This is a genomic window from Stenotrophomonas sp. 93052_Sma (assembly GCF_056481145.1).
In genome coordinates, this window is the sequence record NZ_CM151134.1 from 2,458,826 (window position 1) to 2,481,450 (window position 22,625).

General features: G+C 60.1%; 17 protein-coding genes. 9 read left to right on the forward strand and 8 right to left on the reverse strand.

Features of this window, described 5'->3' with window-relative positions; genetic code table 11:
- Positions 1-121 precede the first annotated feature (121 nt).
- Positions 122-3,085 carry a hypothetical protein gene (locus tag ACZK2V_RS11530; protein WP_139103663.1) on the forward strand — a complete coding sequence of 988 codons (2,964 nt, stop codon included), beginning with the start codon at positions 122-124 and terminating at the stop codon, positions 3,083-3,085.
- Between the two features lies 1 nt (position 3,086).
- Here ACZK2V_RS11530 and ACZK2V_RS11535 read toward each other — a convergent pair whose 3' ends face one another.
- Entirely contained in the window at positions 3,087-3,980 is an 894-nt protein-coding gene (locus tag ACZK2V_RS11535) for a BrxR family transcriptional regulator (protein WP_044570182.1), read from the reverse strand.
- A gap of 188 nt (positions 3,981-4,168) precedes the next feature.
- On the opposite strand from ACZK2V_RS11535, the gene ACZK2V_RS11540 reads away from it, so the two are divergent.
- The 4 genes from ACZK2V_RS11540 (at position 4,169) to ACZK2V_RS11555 (ending at position 7,692) form a co-directional block, all read left to right on the forward strand.
- Positions 4,169-4,396 (forward strand): YegP family protein, encoded by a 228-nt coding sequence (locus tag ACZK2V_RS11540; protein ID WP_049886009.1) that lies wholly within the window; start codon positions 4,169-4,171, stop codon positions 4,394-4,396.
- A 167-nt stretch (positions 4,397-4,563) separates the two neighbouring features.
- Positions 4,564-5,199, forward strand: a complete 636-nt coding sequence (locus ACZK2V_RS11545; protein WP_012480241.1) for a Cap15 family cyclic dinucleotide receptor domain-containing protein — start codon at positions 4,564-4,566, stop codon at positions 5,197-5,199.
- Positions 5,196-6,329, forward strand: a complete 1,134-nt coding sequence (locus tag ACZK2V_RS11550; RefSeq protein WP_065723286.1) for a nucleotidyltransferase-like protein — start codon at positions 5,196-5,198, stop codon at positions 6,327-6,329. The genes ACZK2V_RS11545 and ACZK2V_RS11550 overlap by 4 nt, the downstream gene beginning before the upstream one ends.
- Positions 6,330-6,532: 203 nt before the next feature.
- Positions 6,533-7,692, forward strand: a protein-coding gene (locus ACZK2V_RS11555; protein WP_086009122.1) for an IS3-like element ISPa39 family transposase whose coding sequence is annotated in 2 segments (ribosomal slippage) — positions 6,533-6,791 and positions 6,791-7,692 — 1,161 coding nt in all. Because the reading frame shifts where the segments join, the coding sequence is not laid out codon by codon here.
- Between the two features lie 1,753 nt (positions 7,693-9,445).
- Here the strand turns inward: ACZK2V_RS11555 and ACZK2V_RS11560 are convergent.
- The 4 genes from ACZK2V_RS11560 to ACZK2V_RS11575 all read right to left on the reverse strand — a co-directional run bounded on the left by ACZK2V_RS11560 (position 9,446) and on the right by ACZK2V_RS11575 (position 16,792).
- A complete protein-coding gene (locus ACZK2V_RS11560) occupies positions 9,446-10,456 on the reverse strand; it encodes an ATP-binding protein (protein WP_486323288.1) in 1,011 nt (336 codons plus the stop codon).
- Between the two features lie 205 nt (positions 10,457-10,661).
- Positions 10,662-12,404: a Mu transposase C-terminal domain-containing protein gene (locus ACZK2V_RS11565; protein WP_486323289.1), complete on the reverse strand. Its 1,743-nt coding sequence runs from the start codon at positions 12,402-12,404 to the stop codon at positions 10,662-10,664.
- 1,297 nt (positions 12,405-13,701) lie between these two features.
- Positions 13,702-15,927: a UvrD-helicase domain-containing protein gene (locus ACZK2V_RS11570; protein WP_486323290.1), complete on the reverse strand. Its 2,226-nt coding sequence runs from the start codon at positions 15,925-15,927 to the stop codon at positions 13,702-13,704.
- A gap of 4 nt (positions 15,928-15,931) precedes the next feature.
- Positions 15,932-16,792, reverse strand: a complete 861-nt coding sequence (locus ACZK2V_RS11575; RefSeq protein ID WP_486323291.1) for a hypothetical protein — start codon at positions 16,790-16,792, stop codon at positions 15,932-15,934.
- Positions 16,793-17,549: 757 nt separating this feature from the next.
- On the opposite strand from ACZK2V_RS11575, the gene ACZK2V_RS11580 reads away from it, so the two are divergent.
- The gene (locus ACZK2V_RS11580; protein WP_486323292.1) at positions 17,550-17,726 is read left to right on the forward strand and encodes a hypothetical protein; all 177 of its coding nucleotides are present in this window, start codon (positions 17,550-17,552) and stop codon (positions 17,724-17,726) included.
- Positions 17,727-17,831: 105 nt separating this feature from the next.
- Here ACZK2V_RS11580 and ACZK2V_RS11585 read toward each other — a convergent pair whose 3' ends face one another.
- Positions 17,832-18,608: a DUF4145 domain-containing protein gene (locus tag ACZK2V_RS11585; RefSeq protein WP_486323293.1), complete on the reverse strand. Its 777-nt coding sequence runs from the start codon at positions 18,606-18,608 to the stop codon at positions 17,832-17,834.
- Positions 18,609-18,825: 217 nt separating this feature from the next.
- Here ACZK2V_RS11585 and ACZK2V_RS11590 point away from each other — a divergent pair, with 217 nt between their 5' ends.
- The 3 genes from ACZK2V_RS11590 to ACZK2V_RS11600 all read left to right on the forward strand — a co-directional run bounded on the left by ACZK2V_RS11590 (position 18,826) and on the right by ACZK2V_RS11600 (position 20,868).
- Positions 18,826-19,581: a tetratricopeptide repeat protein gene (locus ACZK2V_RS11590; RefSeq protein ID WP_486323294.1), complete on the forward strand. Its 756-nt coding sequence runs from the start codon at positions 18,826-18,828 to the stop codon at positions 19,579-19,581.
- A 459-nt stretch (positions 19,582-20,040) separates the two neighbouring features.
- A complete protein-coding gene (locus ACZK2V_RS11595) occupies positions 20,041-20,397 on the forward strand; it encodes a hypothetical protein (protein WP_486323295.1) in 357 nt (118 codons plus the stop codon).
- Entirely contained in the window at positions 20,398-20,868 is a 471-nt protein-coding gene (locus tag ACZK2V_RS11600) for a hypothetical protein (protein ID WP_486323296.1), read from the forward strand.
- Positions 20,869-21,077: 209 nt separating this feature from the next.
- On the opposite strand, the gene ACZK2V_RS11605 is transcribed toward ACZK2V_RS11600, so the two are convergent.
- Together ACZK2V_RS11605 and ACZK2V_RS11610 are read right to left on the reverse strand one after the other, a co-directional pair.
- On the reverse strand, positions 21,078-21,584 hold the full coding sequence (locus ACZK2V_RS11605; RefSeq protein WP_486323297.1) for a nucleotidyltransferase family protein: 507 nt from the start codon (positions 21,582-21,584) through the stop codon (positions 21,078-21,080).
- Positions 21,560-22,621, reverse strand: coding sequence for an XdhC family protein (locus ACZK2V_RS11610; RefSeq protein WP_486323298.1), 1,062 nt, complete (start codon positions 22,619-22,621; stop codon positions 21,560-21,562). The genes ACZK2V_RS11605 and ACZK2V_RS11610 overlap by 25 nt, the downstream gene beginning before the upstream one ends.
- Positions 22,622-22,625 lie beyond the last annotated feature (4 nt).

Consider the following 22,625-nt stretch of genomic DNA (forward strand, 5'->3'; position numbering starts at 1 on the left):
TCTGGCGCTATGCACTGTCCTGCCATCGCCATTGCAATGATCCCAAGCGTGTTGCGCCGTGTCGTGGCAGGTATGATGGGGCGTCGGTCACATTTTTGGGGGAAGTGTGGGTTGCGCTGATATGCAGGAAGCAGATGAGAGCTGTGGCAAGACTGCAGCCGCGCCGGAACAGGCGAAGCTCGCGCCGGACGAACAGACGGTCGGATTGGTTCTCCCGCTCTATGGCTACCATCAAGGCCCCCACCCTAGGGCTGGCCGACATGTCGGTTTGCGCAGATCGCTGCGAACTGCAGTGGTTTTGGGCACGCTGAGTGATCACACCGTGCTCGTCGCCGACGAAGAGGATGGACGCGTCTACCGCACCTCATCGGCCAGTTTAGTCACGGCTCGCCAAGCTGTTCGCCTAACACTTAGTGAGCATCTTGAGGTCGCCAGGCAATTGGCCCTCAAGGGCAATCGCTATGGCATTTCCATTCTGGCGGCCCACTTTCGTGGCATCAACGGCACTGCCTATGCCAGCCCGGCGGCCTTCGCCTGGTGCGTCCGCGCAATGTGTGAAGGCCACATGTTCAGGAGCGCAACTGCTGAGGTAGAGGCCTGGATTCAGGCTCAGATCGAGGCCTCCTCCGATTTAGGAGACGCCCTCCCTCCTCCCGCAGAGAGCGGTGAGATCGAGCTATGGTCTGGTAAGCCGGCGGAAGCGCAAGCTGCCACAGATGCGACATCGCGCTCACTTGAAAGTGCGCTGCAGCTCGGCGCCGATTCAATCGCCAAGGCCGACGGAGATTTTGAGCTCCAGCGAACGTACGCAGATAGTCACGGCAGCAGACTGGCGATCGACGTTCAGTCCGGCCTTCAAGTGGTCGTGCTGGGCCCCAGCAATGTCGAATCGGCAGAGGGATTTGTCGATGTCTTGTTTCTAGACAATCTCGAGGCTTGCGCCCGTCATGCTAGTGGCCTGAGTTTCGGTGACGACACCATCGATCCGGGTTGGCTATGGGAAGTGGTCACCGACTCGGCGCGTCACGGCAAATCTCCGCTCCCCATCGCGCTTTGGCTGGCTTCCTCGGATATTGGCCCCTCCGGTCAAGCGGACGCAAGCTTGGAGCGATCTTTAACGCGGATCTTCGGCGCCGCTTTTGCAGCCAGGCAGTGGGCGAATGATCGGCCTGCGCTCGCGCAGAAATGGATACGGCTCGCCCGAGAGTGCTGGCGATCTCTGCCTAAGGTGGAGCAATCGCGCGTCGCGGCTGCTATTCCTGAACTGGTATCGTCGCTTTCGAAGCGGCGGGCTCCAAGTCCCGCGGCCCCACTCCGAGCAGCTTTCCGCGCAACGATCGATGGGCTGCTGACGCGGCACCCCGTTCCTTTGATTGCGCGAGACAGGCCGCCTCCGCCGAGTGCAGCGGTAGAGATCGAGGGCATTGAAGCGGTTGATCTTGTGATCGAGGCGAATGCTGCTGCGCCTGTCATGGCAGTGCCGCGAGCAAGCAACGCTCAGTCTCGCAGACGGGTGGGCGCGGTTAAGTTTGGCAATTCACAGCGCGTCCTGCGCTTTGATTTGTCAGACCACGCACTGTTGGCTTCCGAGTGGGCCTTGGTGGACAAAGAGTCGGCCCATCTCGATGCGGTGACGTCGGCTCTCAGTTGGCTAGAGGCTCGAATGGGACTGAGCCTGCCCAAGACATGGCGAGAAGGGGCACACGAGATTGAGCGCCAAGGCGTCACGCTTCAATTGGAATCGGGTGAAGGCATCTTTGCTTTCCGGCTGGATCACCCTGACACGACTCACCCAACCCGGTGGTGGAGGATGGAGGCCACTGTCCTCGCGGGGATGGGGGGCGTCGGCGGCATGGTGGGCGTTCGCCTAAGCGCACGAGACCTGGTGTCCCTTCCGGCACCCTCTAGGACGGTTCCAGCTATTGTCCGTGAATGGGCCCGCTCGCCTGGGCTGGCTATCGCTGGTGCGCCCGCTGGAGCCCCTACATTCGTCCGTGATGAGGAGGGTATGTCGCGCCTGCTTGCCGCCGTCCAAGACAGCGGTCGCGACGCACCTCTGTGGGTAGTAGCCGCTCGCTTTGAGCTGATCAAGCCGCTGCAGGCTCTGGCCAGAATGTATGTCGTTGAGCCGGCGATGTGGGCCCAATATGCTACCCATTACGGTGCGCTGGCTCCGAGCACGGTCCATGTGTTTCAAAAGGCTGGCGGTACCAGGGCACACGTCGACATAAGCAAGGGACAGGGACTGGAGCAGCTACGTGAGTTGACTCTCCAAGCTCGGCACCGCCCTGAGGTTCCTGCGTTTCGAGACATTCGGAACGCCATAGCCGAAGCCAGGTTGCGTGCGTTGAGCAACGGGAAAGACTCGGCACTCAACGACGCCGTTCTTCCTCCGCCAGTTCCAACCGCTGAAGACATTCGGGCTTTGATTTCCAGGGAAGTCAGGGACTATGAAGAGTTGCTGCAAGTGGCCGAAGACGAGCGAAACGCTGCGGTCGCAGACCGAGACTCCGCCCTGCACGATCTGCAAACAACGACCGATGAGATAGTCGAGCTCAAGCGGCGCCTGCACAGCGCACAACTGCGGCTGGGATCTGCAGCTCCCACTGATGAGCCGACAACAGAGCGGGCCGCACCTCCGGCCACACTGGAGGGGCTCGCGGAGTGGGCAATCTCGCTGCGGCCTCGGGTGGTCTTCCCGGAAAAAACGCTCCGCTCTGCCAGCCGCGTGGCCCATAGCGAGACCGCGCTGATATATGCCTGTCTGGAACAACTGTCTGAAAGCTACTGGCGATCACGCTGGGCAGACGACGAAGCGAGTCGTCGCCAAGCGCGCGACGAGTGGGAGGAATTCCTGAAAGAGAATCGACTGCGGTTGTCCGGCGTTGGTGTTATTGCAGCCCGCCACTTGGGTGAGTATCGAGGCATCGTAGGCGGGTCGACCTACACCATGGACATGCATGTTGCAGGTAGTAACGCCCACGATCCGCTCCGCTGCCTGCGGATCTACTGCTACGTCGATGAGCTCAATCGCAGGGTGGTCGTAGGCCATTTGCCTACGCATCTGACCAATGCCTTGACCTAGCTCAGCCGCCCACAGACAGGCCCTGACGATCTTCGCGCATCCATTGGGCGACTTCGTCGGGGTTCCCCACGATGACATGCTGCCGAGCCGCATCGGGGTGAATCTCCAGCGAATCGAGATTCAGGTGGCGCAGCGTGTAGAACAGCATTGCTTTTCGGCAGGGAAGAATCAGCACGTCATCCTGCATCGCATAGTCCCGGGCCACCGCCGCCCGCTGGTTGGGCGTCAGCGCGGGGTGCGGGATTAGCTGAACCCCGACCTCCGTGAACCAGCCAATGTCGTTGCTTGGATCGATTGCGGGGGAGTCGGCATGGATCGTGTGGATCTCGAAGCGCCCGATGGCGAAATCCCGGAACATTAAGCGGGTGTGGCAGTAAGCCCGGACGTGCCATCTGAGGCCATCGTAGCCAAGCGCATGCGGGGAGATGGTCAGGCTGAGGGGCGCGTCCTCGTCCATGGACTGGTAACGGCCCTCTAACCTGTCGCCGTCGCGGATGGCTCGCACCCACGTGGAGATCTCCGTTGCCGCAATCGGGCGCGCAGGGGTGCCGACAATGCCGGTCAACGGCACATAGCCGATGAAGCTCTCATCTCGTGTCAGCAGGCCGCGCTCCAGGCCATACAACTCGAATAGGTACTGGCTGGACGTCGCGCGGCCGCTGACCGGCAGAAAGCCTGGCTGCGCACGGTAGGCCCGCGCACTCGGGTCGTACTCCATGTTGCCTGGCGCGATCTTGACGTACTCAGCTAGGTCAGAGGACGCCTGGGGGACGGATATGCCAAAAAAATCAATGAGATCGCGGCGATTCAAGCGACCGTCGTATTGCAATCGAAGATCGATGAAGGCTATACGCCGCGCTTGCCCCCAACGCAGCGAATGGGTTTCTGAAGACATGGACGCCTCGGTTTTGGGATGTCTAACGATAGCATCCGTACAGAAACTTGACACGCATACAAACTACACGGATAGTATGTATGCGGGTGATGTGCGGCCCTGCTTCGAAAGCGCTACCCACCCTTGAGCTGCCTCCGGGCTGCGGGGGAAGGACGTGGCGCGTTCCATCCAGAAGAGGAGAAGTGTTCATGCGTATTGAGATTTACCAGGACCGCGCCGGCGAATGGCGGTGGACGTTCTATGCCAGCAACGGTCGCAAGATTGCGGACTCCGGGGAAGGGTATGCGAGCGAGTACAACGCGGTGCGCGCAGCGCGGCGTCTGAAAGAGCTCGCTCCGAGCGCCCCGATCAAGCGGCGCGACGGCACCGTGCTGAACGAAAGCGCGCGTTCGGGCTTGGGGCCGGATCCGTTCTAAGACGGCAGCCTTTCGAATCTGCGCCATAGCAGCCCCCCCCATGCCACCTGAGCGGACTCTGCTCTGGCACCGGGGGGGCATTCGCGGCGTTTCCCACCCGGTTGGGTGCGGGCGCCTCGCACTCGCAATCGCGGTGCCCTGCTCCCCTCATCGTCGGAGATCGGTCTATGGAACATGAGTACGCTGTCTTGGGCGGCTTCAACCGTGCCAATGTCGGCAAGTGGGTAATGGGGGCCTCTGTCGGGCTGGCCGCGGCAGTGAGCGCCTTGGCCGGCCTAGTTGTGGCATTGGTTGTGGATTTCGGTGTGGAAATGCCGCGACTGGTGCTCTGGCCGATCACCGCCGGCTCGATCTATCTACTGCTGTACGCGCTCTTTGACCGGTGGATGTGGCGGATACCGCGCCTTTCTAGGTGGCTGCGCGTTCCCAATCTTTCTGGCACATGGGTCTGCCACGGGCAAAGCCTGCATGCTTCTGACGATCGCCCCCTCCTGGCATGGGAAGGCGAGGTCGAAATTGCACAGAGCTGGGACAAGATCCAGATTCGCCTCAGAACGCGCCAGTCCGTCTCCAAAAGCCTGTCGGCAGCGCTGATTTATGACTGCACAGATGGCTACCGCGTCCTCTACAACTATCGCAACGACCCGGGCATCGGCGAGCCTGAACTCAAGGGGCATCGCGGCTGCGCAGAACTGCTGTTCCGCGCCGACCTGACCGCTGCCACCGGTGAGTACTTCAACGGCCACGGCCGCTACACCTACGGAACCCTCACCCTGACCCGAAAGGAAACCACGACACCATGAGTGCGGACATCAACAAACGTTTGCGTGCGCTTGACGCGCGGCGCCATGGCTTCGATCGGAGCTCAGTCATCTTCGACTCCGCCTCCGGGTTTGAGGCACGCGCGCACCTGAGCGAGACCTATCAGAAACGCAGTAGTGGGTACCATACGCGCTATGCACTGGGCGCCATGCAAGCAGTAGCCGCCAGCTACACCGCCCTGAGTGTTGCCGAGGCCGAGCGTGTGCAAGCGCAAATTGCAACGCGATTGGACCGCGATGGGCTGAGCTGTACGTTCCGTCTGCAGGGCTCCGTTCCGGGCAACATTCATATCCGCGGCGTCAGTGATGTCGACTTCCTGGTTCTGGAGCAGCGGTTCCATCACTACGATGCGACGGGGGTCTTGGCGCTGGCTGGGCACTACCGTAACCCGTACCTGCCGTCAGCCGTCGATACATTGCTCGATCTGCGTCACCGACTGGAGGCGGCGCTGAAGGACGCCTATCCGGCGGCGGAAGTCGACTGCACAGGTGCCAAGGCCATCCAGCTGTCGGGTGGATCTCTGCGTCGCGAAGTTGATGTTGTGCCAGCTTCATGGAATGACACCGCCGAGTATCAGCGGACACAGTCCGAGGACTTCCGGGGCGTCAACATCCTCGACAAGCCTGCGCGTCAGTTGATCCACAACCTGCCCTTCCTGTATCTGCGACGCCTGCGCGAACGTGATGACGAAACGTGGGGCGGGCTTAAAAAGGCCATTAGGCTTTGCAAGACACTGAAGGCGGACGCCATCAGCGACGGAAAGAAAGTTGAAATCAGCAGCTATGACATTGCCTCTGCACTGTGGAACGCTGCTGCTGGAACTCTGCAGGCGGGTATCGTTAAGGAACTCAGCATCCTCGCAGCAACGACCGACTACTTCGTGTATCTGGTCGCCAATCCTGCTTACGCGAAGACGCTTCAGACCCCAGATGGATCGCGCAGGGTATTTGACACCCAGGTCAAATTGGATGCCGCGGCGGTGCTCGCGCAGGAGCTGCTGGAGCTCTCTCGCGCCGTCAGTGAGGAACACGCCCCGCGCACAGCGCACGCCAGCCTGCAAAACGATTGGCTAAACACGCTCAAGCAAACCTCTGTGCCAGTTGTCGATTGAAAGCGTACCGCGTGGGAATGAAATCCCACTGACCTGAGCAGGTCGATCGTTGACGCCCCGCGAATAGCAACGGGGGCACTCAACAGGTTTGGGAAGTATCGGGCGCATGAGGTAGATTCCTCACGCTGGCGCCTGCGGTGACCTGCCCCCCGTTTTCCGGGCCAACCTGATCTTAGTAGAGTCCGTCTCACAAGAGGACGGACATGAAGAAGCGATACACCGAAGAGCAGATCATCGGCTTCCTGAAGCAGGCGGCCGCCGGCACGCCGGTCAAGGAGCTTTGCCGCAAGCACGGCTTCAGTGACGCGTCGTTCTACCTGTGGCGGCGCAAGTTCGGCGGCATGGATGTGCCCGACGCCAAGCGCCTGAAGGCACTGGAAGCGGAGAACGCGCGGCTCAAAAAGCTGTTGGCCGAGTCGATGTTGGACAACGAAGCGCTGAGGATCGTGGCGCGGGGAAAATACTGAGCCCGCCGACGCGACGGGCTGCCGTCGCGGACGTGCGGGCGAAGCTGGGCCTGTCGGAGCGGCGGGCCTGCCGGGCACTGGGCTTGTCACGCAGCGTGTTGCACTACCAGCCGCGCATGGCGAACGCGCCGTTGCAGGCCAGGCTCGTTGCGTTGGCGGGCGAACGTCGCCGGTTCGGCTACCGACGGCTGCACATCCTGCTGGAACGGGAGGGCTGGATCGCCAACCACAAGCGAATCTACCGGCTGTACCGCAACGCTGGCCTGGCGGTGCGCAAGCGCCGCAAGCGCGATCGCGTGGCCGTCGAGCGCCGTCCGCTGCAGCTGCCGTCGGGGCCCAACCACACCTGGTCGATGGACTTCGTCTTCGACGCCCTGGCCAACGGGCGCCCGATCAAGTGCCTGACGGTGGTGGACGATTGCACCAAGGAAGCGGTGGAAATCGCCGTCGGCCGGAGGATAAATGGCCAGAACGTGGCCGACATCCTGGATGCGGTATGCCGTTTCCGCGGCTACCCCGCGGCGATCAGGACCGACCAGGGACCCGAGTTTACCGGCCGGGCGCTGGACCAGTGGGCGACCGCCAACGGCGTGACGCTTGTGCTGACCCAGCCAGGGAAACCCACGCAGAACGCCTATGTGGAGAGCTTCAACGGCAAGTTCCGGGACGAATGCTTGAACGAAAACTGGTTTATCTCGCTCGAGCACGCACGGGCGGTAATCGCCATCTGGCGCAAGGACTACAACGAGGTGCGTCCGCACAGCTCACTGCCCAAATGCACGCCTGCCGAGTTCGCCGCCGCGCTGCGCAACGAAGGTGCCTTGACTGGTTCGACCGCTGATCGAAACCTGACCCACCGGAGCGGTATGCTCCCCAACCTGGACTCTACTAAGTAGCTAGTGGCCCTGAGAAAGGGGGCAGGTCAGCGGTACAAAAGTATGCCACGCGCACGCCCCCCCTCCCTCACGAGAGGTCCGCGTCACCACCGCTTGGCCTGGCTGGACGTTGAGGCCCGCATGCCAGGAATGCTTGATGGCCGCAGTTTTGCGGATTGGTCGCTGTTGCTGGCGTGGTAACGCAATGCGCGCGGGTTTCCCGTCAGTTCTGCCAGTGACCCTCAGCCCTTAGATTGAGGTACTGGAGCATCTCAAAGTCAGTTCGCCTACTCGTCAGATAGTATCGAACGACGCGACCGGCAACGTGGTTCTTCATGCAGCCGCCGGCGATCTAGCGTCAGGGCCGCCTGGCACACTCAGAGAAGGATGTCTGGCGTGATGTCCGTGGGGTCATCGCGCATCTTATCGACCCGCTTGAGAATCCGCTCCCTTTCTCGCCCCAGAGCGATGACATACGCTAGATCCTCCTGTCGAACGCGGCCCCTGTCGCAATAAGCACGGTTCTTCTGTTGGTCCAGACGCAGGTGAATAGGGCAGCTTTTGCTGGCACCCGGCTGATGCAGCGCCCAGTTCGGAGAACAGCGGAATTGCTCATACAGCACCGATTGCCTGTTGGAACGGTCGATCAGTGAATGTAGACGGGCAAGGTTTGCAATCCACGCCTCAAACGAGCTTATGTAACTGGACGCCGTTGCGTGCAGATCTGGCAACCGCATAGGGACCTCAGAGCGTCGATGCCCAAGGAGACGATCCATGCGAGACACGCTCATCCGCTCGGAGATCTCGCGAAGCTCCTCGCGCCGCTGCAGTAGCCATACGGCGTATGCCTGGCCTCTACAGCATAGGTGCGGCCTTAGAGTCACTGGAGCCCATCTGTTTCGCTGAGTGCGGCCGCCGCCTACTGTTCTCATGGCATGGACTCGGCAGCTGGAGTGTCCCCTGAGATAGGTGCGCCTAATTTGACGTGCAATGCACCTAAGAAGCTCCTCGTACGGCCTGATGGCAGTCTCGTGATCATCGGCAGGAAGGGGTAGCAAGAGTGCGGTCTTTGGCCGCTGCGTGAAGGAGGTTGGTGTTGGCAACAGCGCGTTGCGTACCATCGTGTTCGGGAGCTGGATCAGTGCGTACCAGTAACTGCCTGCGTTGCTCACAGCGTGATTCCCGTTCCAGCGTATTGTCGTTAGACCGCTGTGAGCCCTCTGGCAACCGGCGAGCGAGTCATTCGCGGTCCTGAGCCACTGGTGCAATTTGTCTAGGGTTCGCGCGTATGACGCAGCCTTGCGAGCGGTCAATTCACCGGAAACGTCGGACTCCAGCAAGGTGCTCCCGCATGATTTACATGTGAATCCGTGCACCAGAGTCCCTTTCGTGTCCAAAGCAATTCCACAGGACGGGCAGCCGGTCTTCAATCTCACTCGATGCAGGACGCAGCGAACAAATCGGTCATCTTGTTGATACTGGTAGTGTCTCCCAACTTGGATGCAAGCTGGACAGTAACGAAGAGCTTCAGCATCCAACCATCTGATTCGCTCACCCAGGACTGACTGAACATCGCGCAGCTGCTCCGAACAGTTGGGCGGGCGCTGCTCGTCAAGCCTCTGCTCCGAGAGATACACGGTGGAGCGCGAAAGCAGAAGGCACCAGTCCTGGCGACCATTCATCCACTTGGCATCGAAGCCGTTGAATAGTTCCAGCGTCTGGATGACGGTCCACGAGGAACAGTAGGCATCGATCAGAGCTCGACTCCATGCAATCACGGCGACCTCCGTGCGCGGCCTCTCCCGATTGCCGTTGCAGCCAGCACGGCAGGCGTCCTGCTCCGATAGCCTGAGTCAACGATGGCGCGCTCCCAAACTTCCCGCGAAATATTCATCCCTTCAGCATCGCTGCCCTCACTATCCTGCCCCACCAACATCAGGGCCTCAGCCACCCATTGCATGCTGATTCCCTCTTGGTCAACTGCACCTCCGGACTGAGAGCGAAACGCGTCGTACAAATCTGTGGCGCTGCGCGCCAGGCGGAATCCATTGGCATGTGCATTTGGCCACAAGTACTGTGTATAGGACCAGCCCGATCCACGGGGGTACTCAGTCTCGTCATCACATGACTTAAGGACCACGTGCAGATCTGCTGCATCTTGCAGACTTCTGAACTCAACAAGCTCCGCCATGAACCTGATGGTCAGATCTGGCATCTCGGCCATGAAGCGTTGATGCATCGTGCACAACTGACTCTGACCGAACAGTACGACAGTAACCTTTACCTCATGCGTGTTCAGCCAGTTCACCATGCGCTTGAGCCAGCCCAGGTCCTTGACGTGCAGGTTCTGCGCTTCGTCAATCACCAGAAAAAGGTGTCTGCCAGCGACTGACATGGCATAGAGGGCTCGCAGCAACTGATCGCGCTTTCCCGCGAGGGAACGCAATGCACGTGGTTCGAAGTCGATTGCGGAGAGCATATCTTCGATCAGAGCACCCTCAGCGGCCACGTCCTTGGACGAAGGCTCGTAGATCACAAAAGCCGCTCCCGGGTACTGGGTAGGGGCCAGCTTTTCCAGCGCAGAGATGCAGGAGGACTTGCCGCACAACGGGTGCGCCCAGAATGCTATTGAGGAGCGAAGCCGTTGCGCTCGATCAAAGACCAGACGAGCCACCTCTTTGACTGGCGCGGTGGGAAGAATGGCCGCTGCCATGAGCAAGGGGTGCCGATCCCGTAATGATGGATAGGTTGCCTGGATTGCGGCAATGCTCTCGTGGCTCGTCATTGTTGACCTCCTCACTTTCCGATGATGGAGAAGTCGATGTCTCTAGACTTGCGAACACGGGACGCCAGTGTCTGCGTATTGACACGCTTTCCGGCGTTCGTAGGCGTCTTGCTCGGCGCGTACCCCTTCCTCTTCTCCTCGGCCAGGACAGTCGCCGCGTGCGTTGTACGGGGCGCTCTTGCGCAAGTATCCAAGGCTTTCTGAGCTAATTCTTGAAGCTCCACGCCAACGATGTCGGCAAAGGGCGCGTCCCGAGCGCCTTCGATCTTGGATCTGAGCAGTCTTCGGAGCTCTCGGGAGTGCGGATACCGCCACCGCGCCTCAGTGGCACGAGCTCACCAAGCTCCCGTCCGTCACCTACATATGCATGAACACGTGAGATGTCGTAGGGATCTGCATGGAGCGTGACCGCCTGCCCAATCAGATCCCAGCGCGTGGCCAGGATGGGGGATCCGTACTCGACGCTCGCGTAGCTGACACGAGGCAGTCTGCCCTTCTTCTGGGACCCCCTGACGGTGGCTGAGGCCACATCCACTCGAAGCGGAGGTGTCAGCACGGGACGCGGCGGCCCCAGTGGGGCCAAGCAACCGGAGCCAGGGGCGTAGTACTCAAGCATTTGGTCAGTGGGACTGCTGCCGTAGTTGGCCTCTGTAGGCGTTGAGTTCCAGTGCGCAACGGCCTTGGCCGTTTCTTCCATCAGCTTTTCAAGGGTCACCTTATGCCTGACCGCTTGACGTTCCGGCTGGTTGCGCCGGGGGTCCGTTGGGCTGTTTCCCGTGGTCGCTGGTGATTGCTGAAAAACACTCGATGCCATCCAGCCAAACACTCGCTCGACGAGCGAACGGCGTTTCGGTCGCCTAATTGCGCCAAACGAGATCGCAGCGCCAGTTTCCGCTCTGACCCTGTCGGCTACTGTGTCTGATAGGTGCGCGAGCGCGTTGTCTACAAAGAGGCTGCCAAAACCAAGGCGCAATTCTGGATCGCCAGCTTCTACTGAGAGAGTGGCTTCCAGTGCGTGTTGCAGCTGGTTCGATAGGCACTGTCCAGCTGACGCATGATCGATGCACCTGAGGAAGTCGGAGCTGGAAATTGTCCTGCGGACAACGATGTCCCAGCCCAGAATGAAGTTGGTGAACCTATCGGCGATGACGATAAGCGTCATACGACGGCTGGGAACGTACTTGATTCCCTTTGGAGTATTCACACCCACGGCAAAGATGATGTCGGCCGTATGCTCGTCAGCCTCTACTATCTCAAATGGCGCCAGGGCAATGGGCCCCTCGGGTTGTTTGCCCGGCCTCCTTGAGCGCTGCCGGCACTCTTCGCCGTACTGCAGGGATGCAACCTTCTCGTGGTTTGAATTGAAAAATTGCTTCACGTAAACCCAGATTGCCTCTCTGCCATACCGGCCGACACAGAACGGCCATTGATTCTTGCCCAGCCCGGCATCACGACAGAGGTTAAGAAAGATCTGATGTGCCTCCTTGTTGGTGATCCGCCCCCGCTTTTCCCCGTCTGGAGTGACGCCAGTGGCGAGGTACTTGTCCAGGGCGAGGTGCACATTGGGCTGCGAATCAAGTAATGCTGACAGAGCGCCCGTATAGCCGCCGAATGACTGGCTTGGCATCGCGCCTACGGGCTTGATCCGCGTTGGCGCTTGCGTGCGAAATCCCTTGATGAGGCCGGCCCAACCTGCAATGCGGCCATCGTCCATGACCGCCACGCATCGATTGAGGTACCGCAAGACTTCAGTTCGCTCGATCCCGAATTGCGAGGCAATCTCGGCAGTTCGGACGCCGCCTAAGTACGCAACTAAGGCTTTCCGTCTTTGCTCAAACAGCGCCAGATCAGCCGGGTCCAACTGATTGGTTTCGCAAGCCGGCCACTCACGATAGTTCGCAAGATTTGCCGGAAGCGTTCTCCGGTTGAACTTAGATTGAGCGGTCATGTTCACACCTGAGCAGCCTTGTGTGCACAGACCATGGATGTGCATCCATATCCGAGCCGATGGATCGAGCGCGCAGCGCAAGAACCGCAGCTCCCACCACCGCTGCTGGGTGCCTTGAGTTAAGTCCTCGTATGACCTCTCCTAAGGTCAACTTGCCGCGTCGCCGAACCGCCGATTCGACTTCCTTTGCCAAAGAAGTAAGATCCGAACCGCGGCACCGGTGAAAGGCAGATATTGCCGCCTGCCAGTTGCGGATCCTCATCTTGGCCTGACCCAGCTCACGTGTGCTCAAGACGGAGACTGAATATCCAAACTCCGTGCCCAGTGCTTCGATATCTCGCCTGGCTCTGTCCGATCCATCGTCGATCATCCGAGCCTGAATAGAGCCATCAGTCAGGGTAGTAAGCGCATCAAGGCAGATTGAGCCGCTGCCTAGAGACACCTGTATCAGTTGCTCGCGATACTCTGCGTCACGGACGCTTGCGTCGCCTTCGCAATAGAAGAAGAGCTTCATCCTCAGGTCACCACTCAGCGTCACCTGGCACTCCGCCATAGGAGACTGCAGCGTCCAGAGGTTAGCCGAGTTGCTTGTCCGAGCTTGCCTCACACCTAGTCGGCGTTGCCTGGCCTTGGTCGTAACACTCATTCGCGTGCTCCAAATAGACCTCTCTGCGGGGGGCAGTGGTCTGGGCACCTACGCAGATGCATTCGGTCTCGGTGGTGCGTCATGGTCAACGCGGGCCTGAATCGCTGCCGAAAGCAGCGTCAGTAAGCATCGCTGACATGCTCTGGACGCTACTCCTGAAAGGCTGGGGGTGCAACCGATCCGAGAGTCCTGTCAGACCCCAAGCTGAACTAGTAACAAAAATACCTGCAGCTAGCGTACAAGTAACACATTTACCCCTGGGCGCTCACCTATTCAGCTTGTTAGGGATTGGAGGTCTGCGTCTGTAGACTGTTGAAATGAAAAGACTTCGAGGTAACACGAATACGTGCTCCATCACCTCTGGCTCGGCTCTTGCCTGCGTCCTCAGTCCGCGGGCAAGGATGGTGTTCGTCGGCAGACAATTTTGCCCTGCTGAGCTCGCCGTGAACCAACGCAGAGAATTTTGTCTGCCGATTGGCCCGTTGCACACATTTCTGCCGTTGTCTGCCGTGGAGAAGTTGCCCCTTCCACGGCCGAACCTAGTCCAGATTTAAGCTGCCCTCTATTAGACAGAACTGCACGTAAGCAAGAGCCTTCCTTGGCCCTTGCTTGGGAACACGTGACCCTCCCCGGGAACGAACAGAGCCGTTTCTAACTCACTCGCAGAAGGGTTCCATTGTTCAGTGACGTGTCCAGAAGCTGGCTCGCCCCTCCCCGCTCTTTCGAACTTGCAATAAGCACCGCCCGCGCTGCGCGGCTGGCACCAAGATAAACGCGTGAGACGTAGCGCCGTCGTGCTCCCTGGCCTTGATCTTCGTCAAAGTCTGCACCATCGGCATGGATAAGAAAGACAGTGTGGAACTGGAGGCCAGCCACGAACTCGGGCATGCTGAAAACGCATTTTCCCTTCGCGTATCTAAGGTCCCTTAGATCCTCGCGGGTCGTAATTGGCACAAATTTGTCGCGCACCCGACCTGCCGTGCGGATCTTTTCGAACAAAATCTCATTCAGACAAAGAACGGCAACCTGGCTGCCTCCGCCTTCCAGCTCTCGTGCAATTCGAGTAGCTTGGTCAAAGACGCCGTCGACGAGCTCGATATCGGTCCGGTAGACGGTAAGAGAAGGCTTATTCCCAGATTCCTGTTTCGAGTGAGATACGTAGGTGGCGTACTCACCCTCCAGATCCATTGCAGGGAAGGAGGCGTCAATGTCACGCAGGAAATCAGTTATCTCCGGCGTTGATCTATAAACCTGCTTAAGTTCGCTTAGTACGGACTCTCCAACACCCGGGTTACGGAACTTCTCTACTCCCCCGCTCACGGCATTGTCGTTTGTGCCTTGCTTGATGTCGTAGGCCATGACTACGGGCCAGCGGCCTTCGACCTGCGCCCTGGACTTGAAGAGGTTGTGGAGAAGCATCGCCTCGGCGCGGGTGAAGTAGTGGTACTCATCCACGAACACAAGGTCGAACCCGTCGCGCTCGCTCAGAGCTCCCCATTCGTGAGTGCCAAGGTAGCCATCAAAGTCAGCGATCATCTGATCCATGCTCAAGACTTTGTTTTTCCTGAGCAATCCGCGGTAGATGTCGTGAATTTCAAGAACAACTCGTCGATAAGGCTCACTCGGCAAGTGCATTTGCCAAGGTTCTCTGGCACCCCGTGCGTAGCGATTCGCTTCGTGGGTGTCCTTCTTGATTGCTTCTAGATCAAGTACGCAAGCAAACTCATTCATCAGCTCATCGATGAGCGATGGGTCTGTAGCGCGGGATTTCAGTCGCTCATGGAAGTCTCTGCAATCAGGGAAGATATCCAGCGCGATGCGCGCGTCGGAGACAACCGCTCCAATGGCTTCATCAATGAGAATCCGTTGGTAATCTCGCCCTTCAGTTCCATCGAGAGAAAGAGGCCTCAGTCCTTTCTTTTCGTAGCCTAGCTTTTCTTGAGCAAGTTCGTATATTGTCCCGATCCACAGTTTTGGCTGGCCAGACGGAGTCTTCAGGGAAGACCATCGCTCGCTGTTGTCCAACGAATGAAGCATGCCCTTCACTACCGTATTCGCCAAGGCGGAACTGTGGGTCAGGAAAGCAAAGGTTTTACTTCCGCCACTATCAGAATCTGCGTATAGGTCACGAAGGCATTTGACTACCATGGACTGAGTCTTGCCTGTGCCGGCGGCTCCCCTGAGACGTACTGGTCTGTCATGCAGACGGTCTACAAAGGCACGCTGTTCGCGGTTGAGGCGTTGCTCATACCACTCCTGGAGCGTCCACTCATTCGTTAGCCGGAAGCCAAGAGGTTTTGAAAGGAGAACTCCGAAATTGCCAACCGGTGGGCTGGCTGTTGGTGCATCTTCCAGTAGCGCGTCACAGAGGCCTTCCATAGCGTTTAGGTATAGAGTCTTGTCCTGAGGCACAGCGTCCAGGTCGTCTGGGGCGCTGGTTACTCCGAATGCGTAGAGATTGGCGCTACCGAACGGTGATTGGTCAAAGTAAACCCGCTGCTGTGCGTCTCTCGATGCTTGGGCGAACACGGAGAGTCGGGATCGACTGTGATAGGGCTGCCACTGGATAGGAATCGCTATGTTTCGGTCGAAGTGCCGCAGTGCCACGCGGATGATTCGTTCGAACGCAATCCTGGGCTTGGGAAGCCCGGCAGAGGGTGAGAAGACTGCCGTATTGATGACTAAGTGATTGTCTTCCAGCTGAGAATCTTTCGAAAGGATGTACACAATTCCTTTTTTTTCAACTCGGCGCAGACCGTCGGTGTTTTCCGGGAGCTCAAACTCCTTCAGCCAAGAGTCTTCGATGTATGCCCGGTCTAGGACTCCAATTGCTTTGTGGTCAATGACAACTGCAACTACTTCCTTGCGCATTTTCATGTCCTTACACCGCATCTTTGTTGTAGAAGCAATCGTCGATCGCTAGCTCGCATGCAACTTCGCACGCAGATTCATATGTGGTTGGCATGCCAATGCGTGAGAATAGGAACGCCATTTTCTGAGTAATAGAGAAGCGGACTCCGTCACTCAATCGCCCCAATCTATGGAACTCGCTCGACTGGCCTGCGATTCGAGCGTCTCTCTCAGTCAGAAAGAGCTCGTGGCTCATGATCGTCCCCATTGATCGCAATACCGCAACGAATCCCACCCCGTCCATATTTGGGAGCTCAGGTAGCACAAAATAGTCCTGAAATCCACCGCCATCCTTCAGAGCATTCGCGATCTGGTTGCGCCGCTCTTCCTGCGCCGTCCCGGCCAGGTCCCAGGCTGACCTCAGGCGTTCGAAAGCCGCCTGTGCCCCGCTTGTAGCTGTTGCAAGATTGAAAATCTTCAGGTCTCGCAACTGCTTGTCACTTGGATCGGGGGTGGCTCCGCTGACGCTCTTGATAATTTCTTCAGGACTCTTCGTGCGCAACCATTCAATAAGGGAGCTGTGGGTGATTGGCGAGAGGTCTGGGAGGTTTCGGCGGATATGGCCTCCTAGGTAATCGAGCACTTGTTTAGACCGCTTCTTGGCGAGTCTTCGAAGTTGTTCTGTTGCCCAAGGGCCCTCAATGTAGGTTTTCATTGGCAGAATCTCTACCCAGTTGTAGCGCCCCCCGGCCTTTTCTTGCGCAATGTCGCAGTCGGCCGTAATTACCACTCCCAGAGCGACCACGCTCCCGGTTCTGAAATCCATTTTTCTGATGACATCACCCTGTCTGATCTCATCCGCATCGTCAATCTTCTTAAAGAATTCACTCATCCCTTTCTCTTTTGTCATCCGTGAAATGGGGCTCACTTCAGGCCCCGTTCTCTCGCCTCCAGCGTGCGGAGGCCATCCGCACTGCAGCTAGGCTTATGAAAAGCGCCGATCTGTTATCGCTGCCCTATCCTCACCGGTGAGGACGTCAAATTGAACGTACTGAGCGCCCTCGCCGCGAGGCGGGGAGATTAACCGCACCGGAGCTGCCGCATGCTCACGGCCAAGTCGAACCGAGATCAAGCCTACGATGGTTCCATCCTCTTCCACTCGCCAAAGGGCCACGCGATAGAACGTTCTCGCGACGCTGGCTCTTTCGTTATTTGGGTGCGTGAAATACCAGCCATCGGCGGGCAAGTACTGATAGGAGTCGTTGTCGGACAGTGGCTTTCTCCAGATTGAAGTAGGTCTAGCGCAGTATTTATCGACCTGAGCAACGAGTGCTTTAGGCCTCTCGAAGATACACGAGCTCTCGCCAGCTCACATCGGCCTGTCGTGGTGCGACTGGCCGGAGCATCTACAGGAGCTGGCGAAGCTCGGCAATTGCCCGTCGCTTTGGATGTCGCCGTCATGAGCGATTTGCGTGGCGCGCATGCAGGCGGACCGCAGCGGCCCACCGCGTTCGTGGCGGGCCATCCCGAAGCCCTCCCAGGAATCAAAGCAGTTGCCACGGTCCATCCTCCTACTAAGCACCACAATCCCGCACCACGGTATCGACCTGACCGGCCCTTGAGCCAGTTCTTCTTTCCTCGGTGACCGATTGATCACAGCCGAAGGCCGCGAGCTGCTTCCCGAAGATCTGGCCTGGCTGGCGCTCAATGCATGCCAAGCACAGGAATGGCGCCGCATGATGGAAGCAGCCCGTGCGGCGCCGTTGATCGACAGTTCCAGATATGTGCTCAATCGCGACATCGGCATTCGCAATCATCGGCGATGACTGGTCCCGACGCCGAGCCTCCTACAGCAATACTGCCGGTACCGGGGCCGAAACGCCGCCAGCGCGTGCAAGGCGTCCCCGCCGGGGTGCCGCTCCTGCACCCGACTATCTTGGCCGCGCGTCCTTGCGCTCGCGGGCGAGGCGAATCCTCTCCTTCTCCGTGTAGCGACGGCGGAGAAGCTCGGTAGTGAAGTCAAGTAGATCTTCAGCCTCTGCGGAAGATAGTGTTCCCCTATGAACGCCATCATTGCCATCGTCCTTGATGCAGACGGAAAGGTCATGTAGATCCTCCGGTAGCTTTCCATTGTCAAACAACCACGCAAGCCTCAATCCCAGCTCTCTTGCGGTTCGAGAATTGGGGCCGCCCTTGTCCGCTGCGGGAATAAGTTCAATGGTTGCAAGATCAACGCATAAACGGAACATCGCGGCGGCGGCATTAACGCAACCGATGGCGAGACAAGACGCCCCTTCCGAGAATGCTGCTTCGATTGGTACTGGAAGGTGCTCGGGAGGTGCAATTGACGCAACATCCTTGATGTTGATAACCCCGACAACGTCTACAAAATGATTCAGAACGCCCTTTGCCAGCCCGAGCCCGCCAATCCTTTCTAAATCTTGACTGGACGTGTAAGCGTTCGTGGCCGCGACCAGAATTGAGCCCTTCTTACAAGCACGGCACACAGCAAAGACCTCATACACGTCCTTCCATCCGAAGCTCTGTGACCTCCAATTGATTGCGCCAACGTCAAACGTCGTATGCGGAGTTCCGCATCTAGAGCATTCACCCGTAATCTCAGCCATATCGCCCCCAAAACAGATCTTGGTATCGCCAAATGAGCTTGCATACACTATTTGCAAGCAGTCCAGACCTTGGTCGTCCATGTGGCGGCTCAACTCGACAGAGTGGCGCGTACCAACGGCCTCCTAGACGTGCGTACGCTCTGCCTTGCCAGCCTCGCTACATATTGACATGCAGCGCTCTACCTCGCAGAACCCAACCCCATTAACGTGACGCGTCACGCCCGGTCACGCTCACCCCATTGGCGCCCCACCCCTCCCCCACTATAGTTCCAGCCCCCACAAGGACGAGGCGGCACACATGCCCTACATCGGAATCGGACTCCACGTACTGGCGGCCATCTACTTTGCGGTGCACGCCATCCGCTCAGGCCAGAGCCTATACTGGCTGATCCTGCTCTTCTCGTTCCCGCTGCTCGGCAGCGTCGTCTACTTCCTGGCGATCTACTTCCCGGAAGCCCGCAACTCCCGCGGCGCCCGGCAGGTCGTCCGTTCCGCCAAGCAGCTCATGGACCCGGGCCAGGACCAGCGCAACGCTCGCGCCGAGCTGGCGCGCACGCCCACCGTACAGAACCGTGTTCGCCTGGGCATGACGCTGCTCGATGCCGGCCAGGCGGAGGAGGCCAGGGCCCTGCTTGAGCAGGCGGCCAGCTCGCCACTGGGCGACGATCCCTACATCCTTACCGGCCTGGCCCGTGCCCGCCTCGAATCCGGGCACGCCGCGCTTGCGGTCGAAGCTCTCGACGGCCTGTTCGCCCGCCATCCGGACGTGCGCCGCAAGCCAGAACAGACCCTGCTCTATGCGCAGGCATTGGCAGCCACCCAGTCGCCCGACGCCCGCGCCGCGTTCGAGCGCGCTGTGGGATGCGGAAACGATGCGGCGGCCCGCTGCCTCTACGCCGAGTGGCTGATGGCGCAACCGCAGCCCGCCGATCGTGAGCAGGCCCGTAGCCTGTTCGCCAGCATCATCGACGATGCCCAGCACTGGTCGCGCCACGCGCGCAGCCACAATGCCGCCTGGCTGGAGCGGACCAAGGCCGCGTTGAAGGGCTACTGACGCCTGGCGGCCTTTGGCAATCCTGTCGCATCCGCCTCGCTCATGATCCCTGCGTGCGGATGCCGACAGTCCGCAGGCCTGCACTACCGACATCGCCGATAGCATTGCAGCGCAAGGCTCCAGCCTCATTGCGCCGCATGCAACGATTCTGAAAATGTTGAAAGTGGTGTCGGCATCGGCCTTACTGCATTGGCATCACCCACGACCGCGCGTATTCCTTTTCGTGCCACCAATACATCGGTGGCCGGGGCTCGAAATCCCGGTAACGCGACTGTAGTTTGCGCTTGCCAGCCGGCACCACGCCTCGTGGTGCCGGCTGGCAATCCGTCGGCCGGCTATGGCGGGCGGTGCGTGGGGGCCTTGTGCCCACCGGGCCTAGTCGCGTACCGGATTTCGAGCCACGCATCGTCCGCCACCTTTATCGGTGGCGGCTTCTGCACGCACGCAAGGAGCCCAGCCATGAACCAGCCCCACTCCCCTGCCCCGCACCCGATCCACGACGCGCCTGCCAACGGTCCTGCGCTGGATCCGAACACGCTCATCGCCCTGCTGCACAGCATCGGCTCCGGCGCCGCGTCCGATGGCCAGCCCTGGCCTGAGCGCCATCAGATGCCGGGCAGACGCATCGCCCTGGCCGATACCGATTGCTCCTTGGCCGGCCTTCGCGTGGTGCTGGAAATCCTGTTGGCCGCACAGCGTGCCCGCGAGAACGGCGAGTTGGAGCAATACGTCGGCCCGCGCGTCATGGAAGGGCTGATCATGGCCGGGCTGGGCCTCGTGGCGCACGCCAGCACACGGGTACGCCCGGACGGCTGAGTGACGCGGCATCGCTGGGCGGCCACCGCGCTCTGTCTCGTCGCGGTGGTTGCGGCACAGGCGCAGTGGCCGGCGCCACCGGTGCCTTCGCCTGTCGGGTTCCAAAGCATCAACGACGATCGATTCTCACAACTGCGCCGCCAAGTGATGCAGTTCGTGCAGTCTCGGCCACGACAGGGCTTCCAGTTCGTCGAGCGGCATCGAGATGCCGAGTTCCAGGTTCATTGCCGAGGTATACCGGTACTGTGGTTGGAAAGGCGCTCGCAATATTTGCTGTTGCAGGTCTCACTGGACGCGGAGCAGCGGGCGCCCGCCGTTGTGCAGTTGCGGGCGCTCCTCCAATGGCAGCTGCAACCGTTGGGCCACTTGGAGCAGCTGCTGGTTGGCGTGCCGGAACCTGTTCTGTTGGATCGGGTGCTGCAGATTCTTGCTGGTGATGTGCCTGCTGGGGAGCGATGTGGCGTGCCGTAGTCGAGCCAGGCTCGACTCTAGAGAGCCGCGGCTGCGAGGGTTCGGGGCTAGTCACCTGCGCGGCGGGCATTGGTCCAGTGATCACGCGACTCACCTCACGGCATCGATCCAGCCCAAATGCCGCGCACGCGCAAGATCTTCTGGCGTATCGATATCCAGGCCCAGCTCCGGCGCTTGAAGGGCATGCACGGCATCGATGGGAAGCTGCCTCAAGCGCGCCCGAAGCCGCGGTCACCAGTTGCGCCCGCAGGGTTGAACCATGCGCGCGGCACCACTGCAGGAACGCCAAGGACGTTTCCGTGACGGGTGCCAGCGCACCCTGACGCCGAAGCGCGGGCACCCAAAAGCAACGCCTGCAGATGGGCGTGCTCGATCGCGGGCTGATCGCATGCCACGACCATCACGGCGGCCGCCGCGGGCAGCAGGTGTGTGCCTGCAACCTGGAGGCTGCTGGCCAGGCCGCTTTCCCAGTGATGGTTGGTTACCGGGGTGGCATCCAGTCCGGAAATACTGGATGTCACGGCCTGTGCGTTCGCGCCCACCACCACCAACACCTGCGAAGGCGCGAGCTCCAAGGACAACCGCACTACGCGATGTACCAGGGTCTCGCCCTGCCGGGTCAGAAGCTGCTTGGGCTGGCCAAGCCGGGTGCTCCCGCCCGCCGCAAGCACGACGACCGCATGCGCGGACGTCACCTGCCGGCCGTGCTGCGCCATTGCTGCAGCTGTGCGGCGATGCTGAGCGCGATCGCCTCTGGCCCTCGGCCGCCGATGTTAAGGCCGACCGGTGATCGAAGTCTGGAAGACAGGCGGTGGCGCTGATCTGGTGTCAGCAGCTTGAACAGATCCTCACGCCTTCGCCGCGGACCCAGAAGTCCAATGAAGGCAACCTCGGTATCGGCCAGGGCTACCAGCGCCTCCCGGTCCAGTTCGAAATCGTGATGCATCACCAGTACCGCGTCGCACGGGTCGGCATGTAGGGCCCCGGCTGGGCTGGCCTGGAGATGCGCATCCGCGCCCTGCCCCGCTGAGGCCCAGCGCGCTCGCCGTTCGGCCACGCTGACGTGCCACCCCAGGCCCCGCAGCAACGGAACCAGGAAGGGCGTTTCGGGACCGCCCCCCACCACCAGCGCCCGCGGAAGCCGGGGCAACGGCAAACGCCACACTGCTTCTCCAAAGGGCTGTGTGTCGTCCATCGGGTTCAGCTGCCATGCCTGCTCGCGATGGCCGGCGCGGAAAACGATCTGCCCCGACGTGCGGAGCTCGCGCTGGAGTGACACACCCTCGCGCAGCCAAGCCTCGATCACGGCGTCGATGCCGGTCATGGCACGCAATGGCAGAAGCGCAATCCGAAGCCGGCCGCGGCAGCCGAGCGCGGACCCACTCAACAGGTCGTCGTCACTGCGGGTGTCGATCTCGATCCAGTCGACCTGCCCCGCCGCGCTCACCTGCTCTGCGCGTCGCGCGAGCTCGGGCTCCAGGCATCCGCCGCTGAGCCAGCCGACCTGGCTGCCGTTGCAGAACAGCACCATGTCGCCGGCATCGGCGTAGGTGGAGCCATCGGTTTCCAGCACCAGCGCGAGCACGGCGTGCTCCCCCGCGCGCAGGTGCGTCACCGCCGCCTCGAGCACGCCGCGCGGGCTGCCTTCGGTGAGGAAGCCCGGCGTTGCGGACAGGTGTTCGGCAGGATCCCTGGGGTCCACTCCCTCTGCCGAAGAGGGCTCCAGCACGTGTGAGGCCACGGGTCGGTCCATGCGC

Bases quoted from the DNA above. Each gene is read 5' to 3' on its own strand.
- ACZK2V_RS11530 (WP_139103663.1), top strand. From the start codon at position 122: ATGCAGGAAGCAGATGAGAGCTGTGGCAAGACTGCAGCCGCGCCGGAA.
- ACZK2V_RS11535 (WP_044570182.1), bottom strand. From the start codon at position 3,980: ATGTCTTCAGAAACCCATTCGCTGCGTTGGGGGCAAGCGCGGCGTATA.
- ACZK2V_RS11540 (WP_049886009.1), top strand. From the start codon at position 4,169: ATGCGTATTGAGATTTACCAGGACCGCGCCGGCGAATGGCGGTGGACG.
- ACZK2V_RS11545 (WP_012480241.1), top strand. From the start codon at position 4,564: ATGGAACATGAGTACGCTGTCTTGGGCGGCTTCAACCGTGCCAATGTC.
- ACZK2V_RS11550 (WP_065723286.1), top strand. From the start codon at position 5,196: ATGAGTGCGGACATCAACAAACGTTTGCGTGCGCTTGACGCGCGGCGC.
- ACZK2V_RS11560 (WP_486323288.1), bottom strand. From the start codon at position 10,456: ATGACGAGCCACGAGAGCATTGCCGCAATCCAGGCAACCTATCCATCA.
- ACZK2V_RS11565 (WP_486323289.1), bottom strand. From the start codon at position 12,404: ATGACCGCTCAATCTAAGTTCAACCGGAGAACGCTTCCGGCAAATCTT.
- ACZK2V_RS11570 (WP_486323290.1), bottom strand. From the start codon at position 15,927: ATGAAAATGCGCAAGGAAGTAGTTGCAGTTGTCATTGACCACAAAGCA.
- ACZK2V_RS11575 (WP_486323291.1), bottom strand. From the start codon at position 16,792: ATGAGTGAATTCTTTAAGAAGATTGACGATGCGGATGAGATCAGACAG.
- ACZK2V_RS11585 (WP_486323293.1), bottom strand. From the start codon at position 18,608: ATGGACGACCAAGGTCTGGACTGCTTGCAAATAGTGTATGCAAGCTCA.
- ACZK2V_RS11590 (WP_486323294.1), top strand. From the start codon at position 18,826: ATGCCCTACATCGGAATCGGACTCCACGTACTGGCGGCCATCTACTTT.
- ACZK2V_RS11595 (WP_486323295.1), top strand. From the start codon at position 20,041: ATGAACCAGCCCCACTCCCCTGCCCCGCACCCGATCCACGACGCGCCT.
- ACZK2V_RS11605 (WP_486323297.1), bottom strand. From the start codon at position 21,584: ATGGCGCAGCACGGCCGGCAGGTGACGTCCGCGCATGCGGTCGTCGTG.
- ACZK2V_RS11610 (WP_486323298.1), bottom strand. From the start codon at position 22,621: ATGGACCGACCCGTGGCCTCACACGTGCTGGAGCCCTCTTCGGCAGAG.